This is a genomic window from Pedobacter polysacchareus (assembly GCF_019802255.1).
Taxonomy (GTDB): domain Bacteria; phylum Bacteroidota; class Bacteroidia; order Sphingobacteriales; family Sphingobacteriaceae; genus Pedobacter; species Pedobacter polysacchareus.
Window position 1 is genome coordinate 129,100 of sequence record NZ_JAHYSS010000005.1, and the last position, 17,673, is coordinate 146,772.

15 protein-coding genes are annotated in these 17,673 nt (G+C 41.6%); 8 read left to right on the forward strand and 7 right to left on the reverse strand.

Features of this window, described 5'->3' with window-relative positions; translation table 11 throughout:
* The first annotated feature begins 84 nt into the window (after positions 1 to 84).
* The 3 genes from K7X70_RS15210 to K7X70_RS15220 are packed head-to-tail and all read left to right on the forward strand — an operon-like array spanning position 85 to position 3,196.
* Positions 85 to 1,536, forward strand: coding sequence for a RagB/SusD family nutrient uptake outer membrane protein (locus K7X70_RS15210; RefSeq protein ID WP_222537862.1), 1,452 nt, complete (start codon positions 85 to 87; stop codon positions 1,534 to 1,536).
* 10 nt (positions 1,537 to 1,546) lie between these two features.
* Complete coding sequence (locus K7X70_RS15215) at positions 1,547 to 2,200, forward strand: fasciclin domain-containing protein (protein ID WP_222537863.1); 654 nt, start codon at positions 1,547 to 1,549, stop codon at positions 2,198 to 2,200.
* A gap of 18 nt (positions 2,201 to 2,218) precedes the next feature.
* Entirely contained in the window at positions 2,219 to 3,196 is a 978-nt protein-coding gene (locus K7X70_RS15220) for a DUF5007 domain-containing protein (RefSeq protein WP_222537864.1), read from the forward strand.
* Positions 3,197 to 3,253: 57 nt separating this feature from the next.
* On the opposite strand, the gene K7X70_RS15225 is transcribed toward K7X70_RS15220, so the two are convergent.
* The 4 genes from K7X70_RS15225 to K7X70_RS15240 are packed head-to-tail and all read right to left on the reverse strand — an operon-like array spanning position 3,254 to position 6,495.
* Positions 3,254 to 4,234 (reverse strand): YihY/virulence factor BrkB family protein, encoded by a 981-nt coding sequence (locus K7X70_RS15225; RefSeq protein ID WP_222537865.1) that lies wholly within the window; start codon positions 4,232 to 4,234, stop codon positions 3,254 to 3,256.
* A 9-nt stretch (positions 4,235 to 4,243) separates the two neighbouring features.
* The gene (locus tag K7X70_RS15230; protein WP_222537866.1) at positions 4,244 to 4,651 is read right to left on the reverse strand and encodes an acyl-CoA thioesterase; all 408 of its coding nucleotides are present in this window, start codon (positions 4,649 to 4,651) and stop codon (positions 4,244 to 4,246) included.
* Between the two features lies 1 nt (position 4,652).
* Positions 4,653 to 5,708, reverse strand: coding sequence for an endolytic transglycosylase MltG (gene mltG, locus K7X70_RS15235; protein ID WP_222537867.1), 1,056 nt, complete (start codon positions 5,706 to 5,708; stop codon positions 4,653 to 4,655).
* A gap of 16 nt (positions 5,709 to 5,724) precedes the next feature.
* The gene (locus tag K7X70_RS15240) at positions 5,725 to 6,495 is read right to left on the reverse strand and encodes a PASTA domain-containing protein (RefSeq protein WP_222537868.1); all 771 of its coding nucleotides are present in this window, start codon (positions 6,493 to 6,495) and stop codon (positions 5,725 to 5,727) included.
* A 147-nt stretch (positions 6,496 to 6,642) separates the two neighbouring features.
* Between K7X70_RS15240 and K7X70_RS15245 the strand changes: the two genes are divergently transcribed.
* Positions 6,643 to 7,629, forward strand: coding sequence for a D-alanine--D-alanine ligase (locus tag K7X70_RS15245; RefSeq protein ID WP_222537869.1), 987 nt, complete (start codon positions 6,643 to 6,645; stop codon positions 7,627 to 7,629).
* 107 nt (positions 7,630 to 7,736) lie between these two features.
* On the opposite strand, the gene K7X70_RS15250 is transcribed toward K7X70_RS15245, so the two are convergent.
* Both K7X70_RS15250 and K7X70_RS15255 read right to left on the reverse strand, forming a co-directional pair.
* Positions 7,737 to 8,534, reverse strand: a complete 798-nt coding sequence (locus tag K7X70_RS15250; RefSeq protein ID WP_222537870.1) for a DUF3575 domain-containing protein — start codon at positions 8,532 to 8,534, stop codon at positions 7,737 to 7,739.
* 47 nt (positions 8,535 to 8,581) lie between these two features.
* Positions 8,582 to 10,009 carry an MATE family efflux transporter gene (locus K7X70_RS15255; RefSeq protein WP_222537871.1) on the reverse strand — a complete coding sequence of 476 codons (1,428 nt, stop codon included), beginning with the start codon at positions 10,007 to 10,009 and terminating at the stop codon, positions 8,582 to 8,584.
* Between the two features lie 323 nt (positions 10,010 to 10,332).
* On the opposite strand from K7X70_RS15255, the gene K7X70_RS15260 reads away from it, so the two are divergent.
* Together K7X70_RS15260 and K7X70_RS15265 are read left to right on the forward strand one after the other, a co-directional pair.
* Positions 10,333 to 11,499 carry a mandelate racemase/muconate lactonizing enzyme family protein gene (locus K7X70_RS15260; RefSeq protein ID WP_222537872.1) on the forward strand — a complete coding sequence of 389 codons (1,167 nt, stop codon included), beginning with the start codon at positions 10,333 to 10,335 and terminating at the stop codon, positions 11,497 to 11,499.
* Positions 11,500 to 11,585: 86 nt separating this feature from the next.
* The gene (locus K7X70_RS15265; protein ID WP_222537873.1) at positions 11,586 to 12,374 is read left to right on the forward strand and encodes an SDR family NAD(P)-dependent oxidoreductase; all 789 of its coding nucleotides are present in this window, start codon (positions 11,586 to 11,588) and stop codon (positions 12,372 to 12,374) included.
* Here the strand turns inward: K7X70_RS15265 and K7X70_RS15270 are convergent.
* Complete coding sequence (locus K7X70_RS15270) at positions 12,371 to 13,237, reverse strand: AraC family transcriptional regulator (RefSeq protein WP_222537874.1); 867 nt, start codon at positions 13,235 to 13,237, stop codon at positions 12,371 to 12,373. The genes K7X70_RS15265 and K7X70_RS15270 overlap by 4 nt on opposite strands.
* Positions 13,238 to 13,382: 145 nt before the next feature.
* Here K7X70_RS15270 and K7X70_RS15275 point away from each other — a divergent pair, with 145 nt between their 5' ends.
* Both K7X70_RS15275 and K7X70_RS15280 read left to right on the forward strand, forming a co-directional pair.
* Complete coding sequence (locus K7X70_RS15275; RefSeq protein ID WP_222537875.1) at positions 13,383 to 16,118, forward strand: DUF1553 domain-containing protein; 2,736 nt, start codon at positions 13,383 to 13,385, stop codon at positions 16,116 to 16,118.
* Between the two features lie 5 nt (positions 16,119 to 16,123).
* Positions 16,124 to 17,632: a DUF1501 domain-containing protein gene (locus K7X70_RS15280; protein ID WP_222537876.1), complete on the forward strand. Its 1,509-nt coding sequence runs from the start codon at positions 16,124 to 16,126 to the stop codon at positions 17,630 to 17,632.
* The last annotated feature ends 41 nt before the right edge of the window (positions 17,633 to 17,673 follow it).

A 17,673-nucleotide genomic window follows, 5' to 3' on the forward strand; every position in this document is an offset into this window, starting at 1 on the left:
ATGAAAACTAAAAAATCATACTTTGCGATCAGCATGTTGTGCCTGATCGCATCCATAATCATATTACCATCCTGTAAAAAACTCTTGAATTTTTCACCTGAAGATGCACCCTATGAAGGTTCATTCTGGAAAACTCAGGATGATGCCATCTCTGCACTGGCGGGAGTATATTCTTTGTCCAGAAAGTCGATGTTCAGAGGGGCTAACAGTCACCATATGTCGCATTTTAGCTATGGCGATCTTTCTACCAATGAATTTAACAAGGTGAATTCAGACTTTACCCTGAGCTTCCTGATAGAAGGGGATGGTTACTATGGAACAGGAATCAATATCGGTGACTTTATCGGACCGTATCTGGAAGATCTCGGCGAGTGGGATTCTTACTATAAAACCATAAATATGGCCAACACGGTATTGGATAAAGTAAACCAGATGCCGAATAATGTATTTACCTCAGATCGTAAAAATAGAATCCTTGGAGAAACCTATTTCATGAGGGCATTCAACTATTTTTACATGGTTAGAATCTGGGGAGATGTGCCATTGGTACTTAAAAATAATCCTGACCCAGTGTCTTCTCAGAACTTAGCGCGTACTTCGGAAAAAGTAGTGCTGGATTCAGCACTCGCAGATCTGGCAAAAGCACAAAAACTGCTGAAATTTACTACCGGAGCTGACCATGCTGTAGCGGCTGATAAAGGTGCTGTTTTTGCATTGAAAGCAAATATCCTTCGCTGGCAGTACTTTCTGGGTAAAAATACGAACAGTGCCTTACTAACGCAGGCAGTAGCCTCGATTGATTCCATCACCAATGCAGGTACTTATACTTTAGTGCCGGCAGCTAACTTCGATCGTTTGTTCAAAGGAAGAAGCTCGGAAGCAATTTTTGAAGTACCGCTCAGCCTGGAGCAAAATGAATATCAGCTGGGCGATGGTTTCTACTATACGACCAGTATGCAGCCCTACATTAAGGATAAGTCTGATATGCGTGTAGTACTAAATCATAACTTTTTGGAAGGCATGTATTATTACGACAATGATGCGCGCTATAGCTATAATTTCGACAAAGCTAAAGTAGACAATTGGATCCTCACCAAATTTACAGGCCGTAATGGAGAAAATGTAAAGTTCAGAAATCCTGAAAACAGTACCAATCCGCTGGTTGATTGTAACATTCCAATCTTTAGACTGGGAGAACAACTCCTACTCCGTGCAGAATGTAATGATTTACTAGGCAATGCTGCTGCTGCGCTTACCGATTTAAATAAAGTGAAAAATCGTGCCGGTCTGACGGATTATGATGGCAGTAATACTGACCTCAAAACGGAGATTTTCGAAGAAACTTATCGTGAAATCGCTTTCGAAGGACAGCTGTGGTATGTGATGGTTCGTAACAATCAACTGGCTGGATATACTGAAGGTCGTTTCCCTCAAAGTCGTTTTGACCAGGAGGGCTGGAAATGGCCTATCTCGAGAAATATACTTCAAAAGAATCAGCTATTGGTTCAAAATAAATATTGGAATGGTAGAATTTAAGCACTTGAATATGAAAATAACACACCTGGTGTTACTCGCATTTGCAGTAGCCGTGATGGTCACATCATGTAAAAAGGACAAATATATTATTGGTGGTAGCCTGCATGATGCTCAAGTAAATATGAGTACTTATGATTACCTGAAAACAAATCGATTATTTGATACCCTACTGGTACTCATTGATAAAGCAGGGATGAAGGAAGAGATCAATGGGAATGTCACCTTTTTTGCGCCAACAGATTATTCCATCAAAGCTTTATTGGTAAGAAGACAGGAGAAACTTCAGCAGGAAAATAATGATGAAAACTTAAGATATAACTTAAGCGATCTTCCCATTCCTGAACTTAGAGATTCTCTGCGTTCTCATCTTTTTACAGGGAAAATTACACGTGAAAGCCTCAGCCTGTCCAATAAATTGTTTACCAGCAAATCCAATGAGCCCTTTTCTATCCGACTGATAGAAGGAGTGAGCCCCGGACTGGTGAGTTCTAAACCTCAATATCTGTTTTTAGTGAAGTTAAGAAATGGCCTGGATCCTGAGCCGCTTCCAGATGATTATGCAGATGAGGACAAGGACATAGCTGATGTGGCGCAAACTTCAAATATTCAAACCACGACAGGCGTGTTACACGTGCTAAACAATACGCATAGGTTTTATTGGTAACCCAAAATTAAACATCTGATGAAGAAATATATATACATAACGATGGCCTTAATGCTATCGGTAGTCATCTGGACAGGATGTAAAAAGATCACTGTAGGTTTTTTAAGCGATTCTGTTTATTACGTCAACAGCCCATTCCAGGTGGAAAAGGGTAAAAATGGTTTTATTACCTCCGAACTAAAAGGAGATGGATCGACTGCACCATTGAAAATAAAGTTATTGCAGATTAAGAAAAAAGGAACGGAACAGCGTGCTGATGAACTGTACCAGGAACAAAAGGTCTATGTCTATAAAACAGCCTTTGATCCGGAAGTGCATACCACGCTCGAATTGTTGAATTCTATCAGAGAACTAAAATCGAAACCTCTGTTTGAATTCCTGCCCAGCGGTCAGTTTCTTTTTACATCTGGAACCAGCATCATCCCTAAAGGTGCTGAATACACTTTTGATATAGAAGTGAGCAATGAAAGTGGTGCCAAAACATTTAAGAATATTGGAGAGCTGGATTTCGTGGAATCTCAGCCTTTTTCCATCAACAGAAACACCGCGACCTACCTCCAGGACGGAGGAACCGTGTTTGAATCACTGCCGCCTGTAGAAATTACAATCACCAGAACCAGTGTAACCGGGACTAATGTGATCGTCAGGTACGTGGATGAAAATGGAGTACCATTTAATCCAAAGGATGGAGAACTCATTGTTCGTGGAGATCGCCCAACACTCGACTCTTACGCAAAGTTCAATCCCGTATTGAAAACGAGTACAGAGATGAGCTTAAACTTTGAGATCATCCCATTTCCTTACAAAACGATTACTGGATACGGCTCATTTGATATCTTCTACAGGATTCCAAGTGATTTTGTAACCGTTACCAACCCTAAGTCAAGTTATCCCGGAAATGCCAGGTTCAACATCAATCCGGCAATTGGCTTCCAGTTAAAACAAGAAGGAAACTATGTAGTGGAAGTGAAGATCAAAGGGGTAAAACACAGATAACCCAAATAAGTTACCTCTATAATTACAATGATGAGCCTGCGGTTAGTCCCGCAGGCTTTAATTATTTTCTATCCTATCAGCTGTAGAACCAGGTTTTTTGAATAGATTGTAGCTTGGACGTAGGATTTTTACACTTCTTTTCGACAAGTCTACACTTGCATTAAGTTCAAAACCCACCAAAAGAATCAAAGAATTCAGATAAAGCCAAATCATCAGTACGATTAACGTACTAATGGAGCCATAGATTTTATTGTAAGAGCTAAAATTGTCTATGTAAAAAGAAAATCCCCAAATGGTCAGGAAAGCAAGTATGGTAGCCAAACAAGAACCCGGACTAAAGAATTTCCATTTCTTTACATGAGAAGGACCGTATTTGTAGAGAATGGAAATGGTAACAAAATAGAGAATGCCTAACAGTGCCCATCTGCTGAGCTGGATCAGATACACCATAAAGCTCCCATGAATGTTCAGTTTCTTTAAGATGATCACCCCGATGGTCATGGCAACTATGCAGATGATCACGGATAGGGCAATGGTAATCGTAAGTAATACCGCAATCAGACGCTGTTTTAGCCAGCTCCGGTCTTCAATGATCAAGGACGACTTATTAAAGGCCATCATCAGGCTGTGTACGCCATTTGTCGCAAAAAACAAGGATAGAAAGAACCCAAAAGATAGTAAACCACCGTTCTGCTTGTTTACAATCTCATTTAAGGTCGCCTCAAAGGCTTTGTAGGCATCTGCAGGTAAAATGAGCACAATCAGTTCCATTAATTGTTTCTGAAAGCCTATGCGCTTTGGAATAAAGGGGATCAGGGTAAATAAAAAGATGATGGCCGGAAATAAGGCCAGCATAAAATTATAGGCCAGGGAAGAAGCCTTATTAACTAAAGAATCCTTCCCGATCTCGGTGAAGAAAAAACTGGCAACAGTATAGAGGGGCAGCGGACTGAAACCAGGAAGTATACATACTTTGGTCCAATCTATAAACAAAGCATAAATTCTGATTTTTAGTAGTTGCTTATGTACCCACTCCATCTATCAAATTTAATTAAAAAATACCTTTAACTTCTCCATGAAATCCTCAGGAGGGGAGCAAGGTTTGTTTTTTGCCATGTCGACAAACACTAATGTAGTTTTGCCAATATTAATGAGCTCATCGGCCTCATTGAATAGTTCGTATACAAAATAAATCCGGACTCCTGGAAGTTCGTGTATGGTGGTTTTAATAGTGATTTCCTGGTCATAAAGCGCAGGTTTGATGTACTTACAATTCAGCTCTAAAACTGGCATCATCACACCACTGCTTTCCATACTGGCGTAATCCATGCCCAGGCTCCTCAACATTTCCACCCTCGCTACTTCATAGTATTCCGCGTAATTGCCGTAATATACGTAGCCCATCTGATCCGTTTCACCGTATCTTACCCTTACTTTCGTGCTGTGTGTAAACATCCTATTTGTAAATATTACGTTTGTTCAAAGCTTCTCTATATTTTTTCGCATTGATTTCGTGTTCCTGAACCGTAACCGCAAAATTATGGTAGCCAGAGAAGTCCTCCTTCGCACACATATAGATGTAATTGTTGTCGTCTTTATTCAATACCGCATCGATCGCATTGATACTAGGCATCATGATTGGCCCTGGAGGCAAACCTGCATATTTGTAAGTATTGTATCTGGAAGGAACCTGTAATAATTTATTGGTCACCCTTTTTACCGTGAAATCATCATTTGCAAAGATCACCGTCGGATCTGCCTGAAGAAGAATGCCTTTTTTTAACCTGTTTAGGTATAATCCAGCGATGATAGGCATCTCTTTGTCGTATAAAGCTTCCGCATCTACGATAGAAGCCAATATGGAAACCTGAACAGGGCTTAAGTTTAACGCAGCAGCTTTACGTTTGCGGTCATCATTCCAGAACTTCGCATATTCTTTTTGCATTTTCTCGAAAAACTCAATCGGCGCGATGTTCCAGTACATTTCGTAAGTATTTGGAATAAACATCGTATAAATGTTTTCTTTATTGAAGCCGTACTTCTCAATTAATGCAGCAGAATCCAGGACAGTGATGAAAGCTAAAGAGTCGGCTTCCAGGTTTTTTGCCAGATAACCTGCAAAATCTTCTTTCTTTCTGATGTTCTGGAACTTTAATTTCACAGGATCCTGGTTGCCGGATTTCAGCATATTGACCAGGGTTCTGTTGTTCATTCCTTTGCTCACTTTATAGCGGCCAGGTTTCAAGTTTTGTGCAAGGTCCATCTTTGCAGCGGCCTGACTAAAGGACCCGATATCTGTCAATATATCTTTCTTGCGGATTTCCTCAAATAAGTCGTCTAAATGACTTCCCGTTCTTACATAGACGTATTTTTCCTTACCAGTAATGTTAGGCGCAAAAAACACTTTGTAGAATTTCAGGCCGAAATAACCACCAACAACCAATACCACCAGTACTGCGGCCAATATTACTTTAGTACTTTTCTTAAAGCTTTTCTCGTTTTCGTTTGACATATAATGAGGCTAATAATTATTTTTTATTGGACAAGGTAATGTTTACTGGTGTGCCGATTTTAACTTTAGTTACAGAATCCGTTAAGAATGGATCCTGCTTTACAATCACCGCATTAGCAGTATCTGTAATTTCGCCTTCATAGTACACGTTTCCTAAGCTCAGCATGGCGCCATTCTTTAAAGCAAATCTCGCTTCATCGATTGTTAATCCAATTAATGATGGAATATCAACTTCTTCATTTCCTCTTCCGTCACCTAAAACTAAGTCAATTCTAGACCCTTTAGGCATGGATTCTCCAGCTTTAATCGGTTGTCCGCCAAACAAGGCTTCCAATACCACGTCTCTGGCCTGATCGGATTTATAAGTAGTATCTCCTAGTTTTAGTCCGAAACTCTCAATCAAAGCCTGTGCCTGTCTCAAAGGTTTGAACTCTATGTCTGGAAATTTAACATTAGGAGCCATAGCTACATTTACAGTTAAATAAATAGTACGGTTGTCTTTTACAAAGGTGTTCGCTTCAGGATCCTGGTCGATCACAATGCCCGGAGGCGAATCCATCACAAATACGGAATCCACTTCATAACGAAGTCCTAATCCTTCTAATTTGCTCACTGCCTGTGTGAAAGATAGGCCTTTAACTGCGGGAACGTTTAAGCCCTGGCCATGTTTGGTGTAATATCTTAAACTAAAGAAAGCCGCAAGGATAATGATCACCACAGTAACTATTGCCGCAATGATGTTGGTTCTAAAGGATTTAGTCTTTAGGTAAGATATGAATTTGCTCATAGGGATTTTCTCTTCAATATGGTATATCGGCCAAATTTAGGCTAAAAAAATATTTTATTGGAATTAAAATGACATCTGGGCCAACTAATTTATATTTGTGCTTACAATTGACTTATTACTTTGAATAGGTTTTAACACGCTTAAAAAATGAAGAAAACATTAGCATTACTAACCGGTGGGACCACAGGTGAATGGGTCATCTCGGTTAAAAGTGCAGCCACTATCGCCCAAAATCTAGATGCCGACAAGTTTGATGTTTATAAAATCATGCTCAGCCAGCAAGGTTGGTTTTATGAACCGGCAGACTCCGTGAAAATTGAAGTAGACAGAAATGACTTCTCCCTAAATATTAAAGGTCGAAAAGTTACTTTTGATGGGGTCTTTATTGCCATTCATGGCTCTCCGGGCGAAGATGGTAAATTACAAGGCTATTTTGACATGCTAAACCTTCCTTATACTACTTGTGATGCGCTCACCTCAGCAATCACCATGAATAAAGGATATACGAAAGCGATTGTTCAGGGCATAGAAAATCTTCATGTAGCAAAGTCTGTACAGATCAGTAAGAGCCTGGCCTACAATGTGGAGCAAATCAAAAGAGACCTTAAAATTCCTTACTTCGTTAAGCCAAATAATGGCGGTAGCAGTATCGGTATGAGCAAAGTAAAACATGGTGCTGATCTGGAAAAAGCAATCGAGAAGGCTTTTAAAGAAGATGATCAGCTGCTGATTGAAGAGTTTATTTCCGGTAGGGAATTTACGGTAGGGGTAGTGAAATTGGATGGAAAACTGGTTGTACTTCCGGCAACAGAAGTGGAAACGGCAAAAGAGTTTTTTGATTTTGAAGCTAAATATACACCTGGAGTAGCTAAAGAAACTACGCCGGCTCCAATCAGACCAGAAACGAAAGCCAGAGTAGAGCAGATTGCTAAAGATGTATATGTGAAGTTAAACTGCAGGGGTGTAGTGCGTATAGATTTTATCCTGACGGAAGATGAAGGTGATTTTTACTTCATTGAAGTGAATACCATCCCAGGACAAACCGCTACAAGTTTTATTCCTCAGCAAGTAGCCTCGGCCGGAATGAAATTGAATGATTTTTACACCAAGCTGGTTAAAGAAACCATAGGTTAGTCGCTAGAAAAAGACATACAAAATATATATAAAGGCGCTGCGGAATCCTTGTTCCGCAGCGCCTTTATTATAAAAAAGAAATGTAATTCACACCTTTCATTTCTGACTTAGAAACGGTAACCGATACTCAATCCTGATCTTACTCCTGCCCATGGGCCACTGAAATCAATCTTAGCACCATTGCCATCTACTGTAGATTTTGTTTTTACCACAGGAAGATCATCCAGATCAGTCAAGGCCTCTCTCAATGCTTTTTGCTCATCAGCATTCAATGTTTTCTTGCCTGAAATGCTGCCAGAAGCAGATCCGTAATTAGGGCCTAAAATCCACCAATCCAGATAAATTGCTTTGCTCAGTTTCCATTGCGCACCTAAAAGCAAACCTGTAGTCAGCGTGTTGATGCGGCCATCCATGTCAATTTTATCCTTTACTGTAGTGCTGCCACTGCCATTACTGAAAGTTGCCTCATAGTTATATGGAACCGCAACATTATAGCTTGCATATCTTACAAAGGGTGCCACGTAAAAACCACGGAACACACTCTGACCAACATAATACCTAAACTCTGGCGTGATCGCAAAGTTGCCGGTTTTGAAATCCTTGATACTTTCCCAGGTTTGATCGTCATCAATCAGACTTTTGAAAGTCGAACTGAAAGGGATATGAGATTTTGGCATCATCCTGAATCCTAAGGAAACAGATATTTTCTTGCCAACAGCACGTTCATACTGGAAAGAGTAAGTTTTTAACGCCAAAGCTGCTACGTTCCATTTTACCAGGTTTTTAGACTCCGTGTTTTCCTCCTCCTGATTCGTATTGGTCTGTTGGGCGAAGCTGTTTGTCGCTGAAAAGCTAAGCGCCGCCACTCCGCATATTAACATTGTTTTAGTAAAGGTTTTTTTCATATAAATACAATTTGTTTTAAGTGGACTAAATTATATATTTTATGGAGTTAAACCTTAATAGTTTTCCATCTTCCCTTTTTAAATAGGATATATCCCGCAATGGCGATGCCTACTTCTGCCACAGGAATTGCAATAAATACTCCTGTAGGCCCCATTTCAAAGTGTTTTGCTAGTAAATAAGCCAGTGGAATCTGAAATAACCAGAAGCCAAAAAAGTTTACCCAGGTAGGGGTCCAGGTATCTCCTGCTCCGTTAAACGTGCTGACCAGCACCATTCCAATACCGTAAAAGATATACCCCAGACTCATAATCTGCAGTGCATGCAGTGCAACTTCCTGTACTAACTGATCATTCGTAAAAAAAGAGATGAAATAATAACCACCAATAAAAGTGAAGGCCATCACCAAAACCATATAAACCACAATGTACTTTGCAGTTTTCATCACCGAATCTATAGCACGCTGTAAGTGTTGAGCACCTAGATTTTGACCTACTAAAGTGGCCGCGGCATTACTCATTCCCCATGCTGGGAGCATAAAGAACATCATCAGTCTTAAAGCTGTTTGATAGCCGGCCGAACCATGATCGCCACCTGTAGTAGCCACCAATTGCGCCAGGAATATCCAGCTGCAGGAAGCAATAATGAACTGAAAAATACCTGGAGTCGCGATCTTTAATAAGGCTTTCATCTGCTCGAAATGTGGCTTTAAATAAGATAATTGTACCTTTAAAAGTCCCTTGCCATTGATGAGGTGCCAGATTTGATAAGCAACGCCCATGCTTCTTCCTATGGTGGTCGCAATGGCAGCCCCAGTTAAACCAAAAGCAGGGATAGGGCCAAAGCCATTAATAAGAATGGGACATAAAATGATGTTGGCGATATTCGCGATCCATAAACTTTTCATCGCTATAGCCGCATTTCCTGCACCTCTGAAAATCCCATTGATCAGGAAAAGCAATACAATGATCACACTGCCACCCATCATTATCTGAGTAAAATGGGTTCCCTGAGCGGCGGTTTCTGCAGAAGCACCCATCAATATCAGGATGTCTGAGGCATAAATAACGCCTAAAACACTAATGATAAGGTTGAAAAAGACAGCGATCAAGATCGCCTGAACACCCGCTTTTGCCGCAGCCTCCGGGTTTTTCTCCCCGATTCTTCTCGCTACTACAGCAGTTGCAGCCATACTCATTCCAATAGCCAGGGAGTAAATAATGGTCAGTACAGATTCTGTCAATCCTACAGTCTGTATCGCGTGACTGCTATTTGGCAGGTGTCCCACAAAATATAAGTCTACCAATGCAAATACAGATTCCATTGCCATTTCCAACATCATTGGAATGGCCAATAAAAGTACTCCTTTACGGATACTGCCTTGTGTGAAGTCAAGGTCTTCGCCCTTCAAGGCTTGTTTTAAAAGTGATATAATTCTAGATAGCTTGCTCGTTGAAGCTGCTGGTTGTGCTGACATATAAAAGGAGAAAAAATTGGAAATAAACCGTTTCTAGCATTCAAATGCTGATACTTTATCGCTAATAAGGAAGGGAGTCCTCGGTCTTAGAACCTTAAACGGACGTGAAATACTATCATCGTACTGCGGTTTTATAAAATCAAATATAGTTTTTTTTAACTAAAATCCTCAACAGGCAAATTTTTTTATAAAAAAGATGGATAATCGCTTAGGCTGCCTACTATCATCTTCGAAAAGACATGGTCACAAAATATCGGCTAAGCGGTCGGCTTTCAGAAATTTTCATTAATCTTACGGCCATTATCATGTAACGCGTTATTGAAATGAAAATTACCGATGTAAAAGTTTGGCTGGTAGAGGGGGTTAAATACAACTGGACTCTTTTAAAGATATATACCGATACAGGGCATACAGGAGTAGGGGAAGCGACCAATTGGCCGGGAAGCCCGATCGTGTATAACGCAGCGAAACATCTGGGGGAACGGATCATTGGCCTGGATCCTATGCGGACAGATTTTATCTGGACAAAGTTATATCGGGATCTAAACTGGATGGGACCTTTCGGGGCAAGTATGTGCGCCATCAGCGGGATTGATATGGCTTTACTTGATCTGAAAGGAAAAGTATTGAAAACACCTTGCTACGAATTGTTAGGCGGGGCTTTTCGTAAAGATATTCTGCTATACGCCAATTATTGGTTTACTGGAGGCGGTCATAACGTGGAAGATTATGTAGCACAAGCTTTGAAAGTGAAAGAAGCCGGTTTTACCGGTTTAAAGTTTGACCCTTTTGCACATACCAACTATTTATACGGTGAAGACCTATCCAGTAATCTCCAACTCACAACACAACAGCAAGATCTGGCTTTTGAATTGAGTAAAGCGGTGAGGGAGGCGGTGGGGCCTGATTTTGACATCATGATCGAAACCCATGCCATGCTCAATTTCCGGGTCGCTGTAAAAATGGCGCAGCGTTTAGCTGAACTTGACATTACCTGGTATGAGGAGCCTGCAGGGCCTGAAAGTGCGGATACTTTAAAAGCAATGCGGGATCGGATCCCTTCCAATGTTTCTATTTGCGTAGGAGAACGCCATTATACCCGCCATGGGATACGGCCTTTATTGGAAAAGAATGTTTGTGATTTTATCATGCCTGATATTACCCGCTGCGGCGGTCCCTCTGAAATGAAACGCATGGCGACAATGATGGAGGCTTATAATGTGTTACTCGCTCCGCATAATCCGAACGGGCCATTGTCTACGCTCGCTTCTGCGCATGTTTGTGCAGCTGTGCCTAATTTCTTCAGACAGGAATTCATGTTTAACGACGTGCCCTGGAGGGATACCGTGATTACTCATCCGATTAGTGAAATGATCAAAGATGGTCACCTGCATTTAAGCGAACGACCAGGTTTAGGGGTAGATCTGGTAGAAGAAGAAATGGAAAAACATCCTGGAATAGTCGTACCCAGACCTGGATTCTATGTCTGATTGTTAACAGCAATCTATAAGACCTGATCTAAATTGCCCGCTATCTATCAAAAGACTGACAAATAATTTATTATACACTCACTTATATGTTCGAAATAAACCTTCATGGAAAAATAGCCCTGATTACTGGCGTAACTTCTGGTATCGGCTTAGGCACGGCGAAAATGCTGGCAAAGGCAGGATGTGCAATTGCAGGCTGTGGAATGGAAGAGGAAGATAGTGTAGCAGCAAAAAGTTTTGTAGCTGCAATCGAAGCAGCGCAAGTTCCGGTGTTTTATAGCCAAACAGACCTGACCAAGCCTTCCGAGATGGAAGGTTTTGTGAAGGAGGTGCTGAAAAAGTATAACGGAGGGATAGATATTCTGGTTTCCAATGCAGGAAAGAACTTTTTTAAAGGCGCAGATTGTGAAGAAACAGAATGGCAAGAAAATATGGACCTGAACTTATCTGCCCACTGGCGCTTAGCAAAACTATGTAAACCCTATCTGGAATTATCCGAAGGGCTGGTGATCATCATGACTTCTAACCATGCATCGGCAACTATCCCTGGCTGCTTCCCTTATAATGTGAGTAAAACAGCCTTAACAGGTTTGGTACGTAGCCTGGCTATAGAATGGGGGCCGAAAATACGTACTGTGGGCCTTGCTCCCGGATTTATTGATACCCCAGGGAATCAGGATTGGTTTGATTCGTTTCAGGAACCCGAAAAAGAAAAGCAAAGAACAATTAATTTACATCCGGTAAAGCGCTTAGGAACACCCGAAGAGATTGGTGGCTGGTGCGTGTTTCTGGCGAGTAAATACGCCGCTTTCGCCTCTGGTACCACCTATTTAATAGATGGTGGAAGAAGTGCGTTAATGCAAGACCCCTATTAAATCTTTAAATTCCGCTTAAACTCTGTAGGACTGACTTTCGTATACAGCTTAAAATTCCTATTAAAATTAGTCAGGTTGTTAAAGCCGGATTGAAAGCAGATATCAGTGATGTTGAGGTGGTCATTGAACAGCAATTTGCAGGCATGGCCGATCCTGACCTCATTCACAAAATGGGTGAACGTCTTTTGCGTCCGAGCCTTGAAGTATTTGCAAAAAGCCGAGGTAGTCATGTTTGCTAATCTTGCAGCAGCCTCCAAAGAAACATCCTCTGTGAAATTGTCCATGATATAGGAATAGATGGTATTGATTCTTTGCACATCTTTCTGGTTGTGCGGGTTGGTATAGCCGATACTGGAAAGACATTTGTATTCTTTCGTTTCAGAAAGCAAGGTCAGGATGCTCAGCAATTGAATAATCCTTCTTAAGCCGTTACTTTTTAAAAGCGCTTCCAATAACAAAATGACCTTTTGATGCGTGTCTCCATACACACGGATGCCCCGGTTAATGTCTAGCAATAAATCATGAAGCTGTGGGATTTCCTTGGAATTTATAAATTCTTCGTTTAACCAATCCATTCTAAAGTAAGTCACAATAGCGGAGACCGGGAGCTCACTGTCTGGCTCATAATACGCTTTATCATTGTACATCACATGAGGAAGATTCGGCCCGATCAATACCAGATCACCTTCCTCAAAATTCTCAATGCTATCGCCAACAATCCTTCGCCCTTTACTTGCGGTGATTAAAACCAGCTCATATTCAGTATGGAAATGCACCGGATTACTCAGGTTTTTTACATTGATTTCTTTAACAAATATCGTATGCCGGTTTACGGTGTTGGTTTCAAGCAGAAGTGGTTGCATTTGCTGAATTTGCAAAATATATTCCAAAAATCCATATTATTGACAATATAGTGTCAGTATTAGACAATGGACGTATTGTAGAGGGCTTAAATAGGCGGTATTTTTAGTTTACACAAATAAGCCTAAACCAAACGAAAATTAAGCCATGAAGTTCTTAAAAAATAAGAAACTATGGGTGCTCAGTATACTAGCTATACTAGTAGCATCAGCTGTGCTATTGATGCCCTACGAAAAAACCGTAGATTTTAATACGGAAGTAAAACCGATCATCAACAAGAAATGTATCTCTTGCCATGGTGGTGTGAAAAAGCAAGGTGGATTCTCCTTCCTATTCGAAAAAGAAGCGCTCTCTGCCACAAAAAGCGGTAAGCCAGCCATTATTCCTGGAAATCCTGAAGATAGTGAAATGATTAAACGACTAACCTCGAAAGATCCGGAATTGCGTATGCCTTATAAACATACGGCGTTGAGCGAAGAAGAAATCGACATCTTCACCAGATGGGTAAAACAAGGTGCCAAATGGGGCGACCATTGGGCCTACCTCCCAGTTAAAGAAGTCCAAATCCCAGACGTAGACGAAGACTGGGGAAGGAATAATATCGACAAATTTATCCTGGCCAAGCTAGAATCCGAGCAGCTAAAACCTTCAGCAGAAGCAGATAAACCGACCTTGTTAAGGAGATTGAGCCTTGATCTTATCGGAACGGTACCTTCTAAATCATTGATTCAGCAATACCTGAACGCCAAAGACTCAGATAAAGCCTATGAGGTTCTGGTAGATTCTTTACTTGCTTCCCCACGTTTTGGAGAGAAATGGGCATCGATGTGGTTAGATGTAGCCCGTTATGCAGATACGAAAGGATACGAATCTGATGGCAATAGAAACATCTGGCAATACCGGGATTGGGTCATCAAAGCGTTTAACCAGGACAAACCCTACAATGAATTCATTACCGAGCAAATTGCCGGCGACTTCTTTGTAAACCCTACAGACGACCAGTATATCGCCACTGCTTTCAACAGAAATACGATGACTAATGATGAAGGGGGAACTAACAATGAAGAATTCCGGGTATCTGCCGTGATGGATCGGGTAAATACCACCTGGGAAGGTCTTTTGAGTACCACGTTTGCTTGTGTACAATGCCATAGCCACCCTTATGATCCTTTTAAGGATGATGAATATTATAAGTTCATGGCCTATTTTAACAATTCAAGAGACGAAGACCTGGCTTCTGAATATCCCTTATTGAGACAATACAATGATTCCCTGAACAATAAGTTAGGTGCTTTAACCTCTTGGCTGAAACAAAATGTTTCAGACCAGAAATCAAAAGAGATTCATAAGTTCTTAAAAACCGGGCAGCCAAGTATCAATTCCACTACGACCGATAAATTGGTCAACGCAGTAATTGGGAACAACAACATTGCACTTTTCTTTAGAAACAATGCAGTAGCAAGAATTGAAAAAGTAGACCTGGAACAGGTAGATCAGTTGATCTACAGATATTCCTCAGGCAAAACCGGGGGGAAGATGCAGCTGCGTTTAGATCAGCCCAACGGGCCTGTATTTGCCGAATGGAAAGTGCCTGCAACCAGCGGTGCTCAAAATCTACCTGTTGATTTTAAAGCGCAGAAAGGTGTTCATGATATTTACCTGAGCTATTACAACCCTTCATTGACCAATAAAGATGAGGTGGTGGTTACGTTCGACTGGTTTCATTTTGGTCAGCAATTTCCAGGAAAGAACAAGCCCGATTATGCAGCACAAAAACAGACTTTCTGGGCACTCTTAAATGCCAATGTAAGAACGATCCCTGTCATGGTAGAAAATCCAGACAACAGGCTGCGTAAAACGTATGTGTTTGAACGTGGCGCATGGACTTCACATGGGAAAGAAGTGCAGCCTGGAGTACCAAAAACACTGCAGTATGCGATGCCTGCAAATGCACCAAAAAACAGAATGGGGCTCGCCATGTGGTTAACTGATGTCAAAAACCCATTGCTTTCCAGAACCATGGCCAACCGCCTTTGGGAACAGCTGTTTGGAACCGGTATCGTGGAAACACTCGAAGATATGGGGACTCAGGGTATGAATCCAACACATAAGGAATTACTTGATCATTTATCCTGGGATCTAATGCATGATTATAAATGGAGTGTCAAAAGGATGATCAAAGAAATGGTGATGAGTGCGACTTATCGTCAGGACTCCCGATTGAGTGATCAGATCAAAGAGAAAGATCCTTTCAATAAATTCTATGCCCGTGGTCCAAGAATGCGATTGTCGGCAGAGCAATTAAGGGATCAGCACCTGGCCATCAGTGGGATGCTGAGTACTAAGATGTATGGGGTAGGTGTAACGCCATGGCAGCCGGAAGGGATTTGGAGCTCACCCTATAATGGTGATACCTGGAACAATGCGACCGGAGAAGACCAATACAGAAGAGCCATTTATACCTATTGGAAGAGAACTTCTCCTTATCCTTCCATGATTGCATTTGATGGTGCGATGCGAGTGGCTTGTGCACCGCGTAGGATTCGTACAAATACACCTCTACAGGCATTGGTGACACTAAATGATGGCGTATACATCGATTTGGCCAAGCATTTTGCATTCAGAATGCAAAAAGAAGGCGGCAAGGAAATCCTCAAGCAAATTGCTTCTGGATACCAGCAAATGCTGTATAAACCTATTCCTGCACAGAAGTTGAAAATATTTGATGAATTATACCGTAAAGCTTTGGCGGATTATAAAGTAAATCCTGCTAAAGTAAAGGAACTAATGGGTACAACAGACAACAAAAGTCCGGAGACTGCTGCACTGGTGATCGTCGCAAATGCGATGCTGAATTTGGATGAAGTGGTGACAAAAAATTAATTGATATGACTAGAGATGAACTACACGCTTACCGTCTGGTAAAAGAAGCGAATGTGATCCAGGCAGCAGCATATACTCGTCGGCATTTTTTAAAGGAAAGTGCGATGGGCTTGGGTGGCCTGGCCATGGCTGCCTTATTTGGAGGATGTAATTTTGGGGCTAAAGGCAATAATCCGGTTTTATATGATGCTGCCCATCCCTTATTGCCAAAGTCGCCGCCGTTTTTGGGGAAAGCAAAAAGCGTGATTTATTTACACATGGCTGGTGCACCTTCACAGTTAGAATTGTTTGATTTTAAACCGGAACTGATGAAAATGGACGGTCAGGATTGTCCGCCTTCCTTGCTGGCAGGGAAAAAGTTTGCCTTCATTACCGGCGTACCCAAAATGTTGGGACCACAGGCAAATTTTGCACAGCATGGTCAGAGCAGGGCTTGGGTGAGCGACAATATGCCTCATTTCTCGACGATGACAGATGAAGTGAGTTTCCTGAAAGCAGTGACCACTGATCAGTTTAACCATGCTCCAGCACAGTTGTTAATGCATACCGGAAGTGCCCGTTTAGGCAGGCCAAGCATCGGCAGCTGGGCAACTTATGGCCTGGGGACAGAGAATCAGAATCTGCCGGGTTTTGTAGTGCTCACCAGTGGTGGAAGTTTTCCGGATGCCGGTAAAAGTATCTGGGGAAGTGGGTTCCTGCCTTCCGTTTATCAAGGGGTACAGTGCAGAAGTGAAGGCGATCCGGTACTGTTCATTAAAGATCCGCATGGCATGAGCCGGGATTTAAGAAAAGCATCCATAGATGCCATAAACGAATCGAATTTAGAAGAGTATGCAACCTATAATGATCCCGAAATACAATCACGTGTAGCGCAATATGAGATGGCTTACCGGATGCAGATTTCAGCACCAGAAGTGATGAACATCAACAATGAACCACAGTACATTCATGATATGTATGGCACACAGCCTGGTAAAGCCTGTTTCGCCAATAATGTATTGCTAGCTCGTAAACTGGTAGAAAAAGGGGTTCGCTTTGTGCAACTATTCGATTGGGGATGGGATGCCCATGGTGATGGACCTGCAAACTCTTTAAATATCGGCCTTAAAAATAAATGCCGCAGTACTGATAAGCCAATTACAGCGCTTTTGCTAGACCTTAAACAACGAGGAATGCTGGAGGATACATTGGTAGTTTGGGGAGGCGAATTTGGTAGAACACCAATGATGGAAAATAGAAATGGGATACAGAATCCATACAATGGAAGAGACCACCATACCGAAGCATTCACCATGTGGATGGCAGGTGGTGGTATCAAAAAGGGCTATACGCATGGCGAAACCGACGAAATCGGTTATAGCGCTATCAGCGGAAAAGTAGATCCTTTCGATATCCAGGCCACCATTCTAAATCAACTGGGTTTCGATCATGAGCAGTTTACGTTCCCTTTCCAGGGCAGGCCATTCCGACTAACAGATGTTGCCGGGAAAGTCATCAGAGATATTGTAGCCTAGAATTTATTTAATCAGCACCACATTTAACAACGATTAGAAAC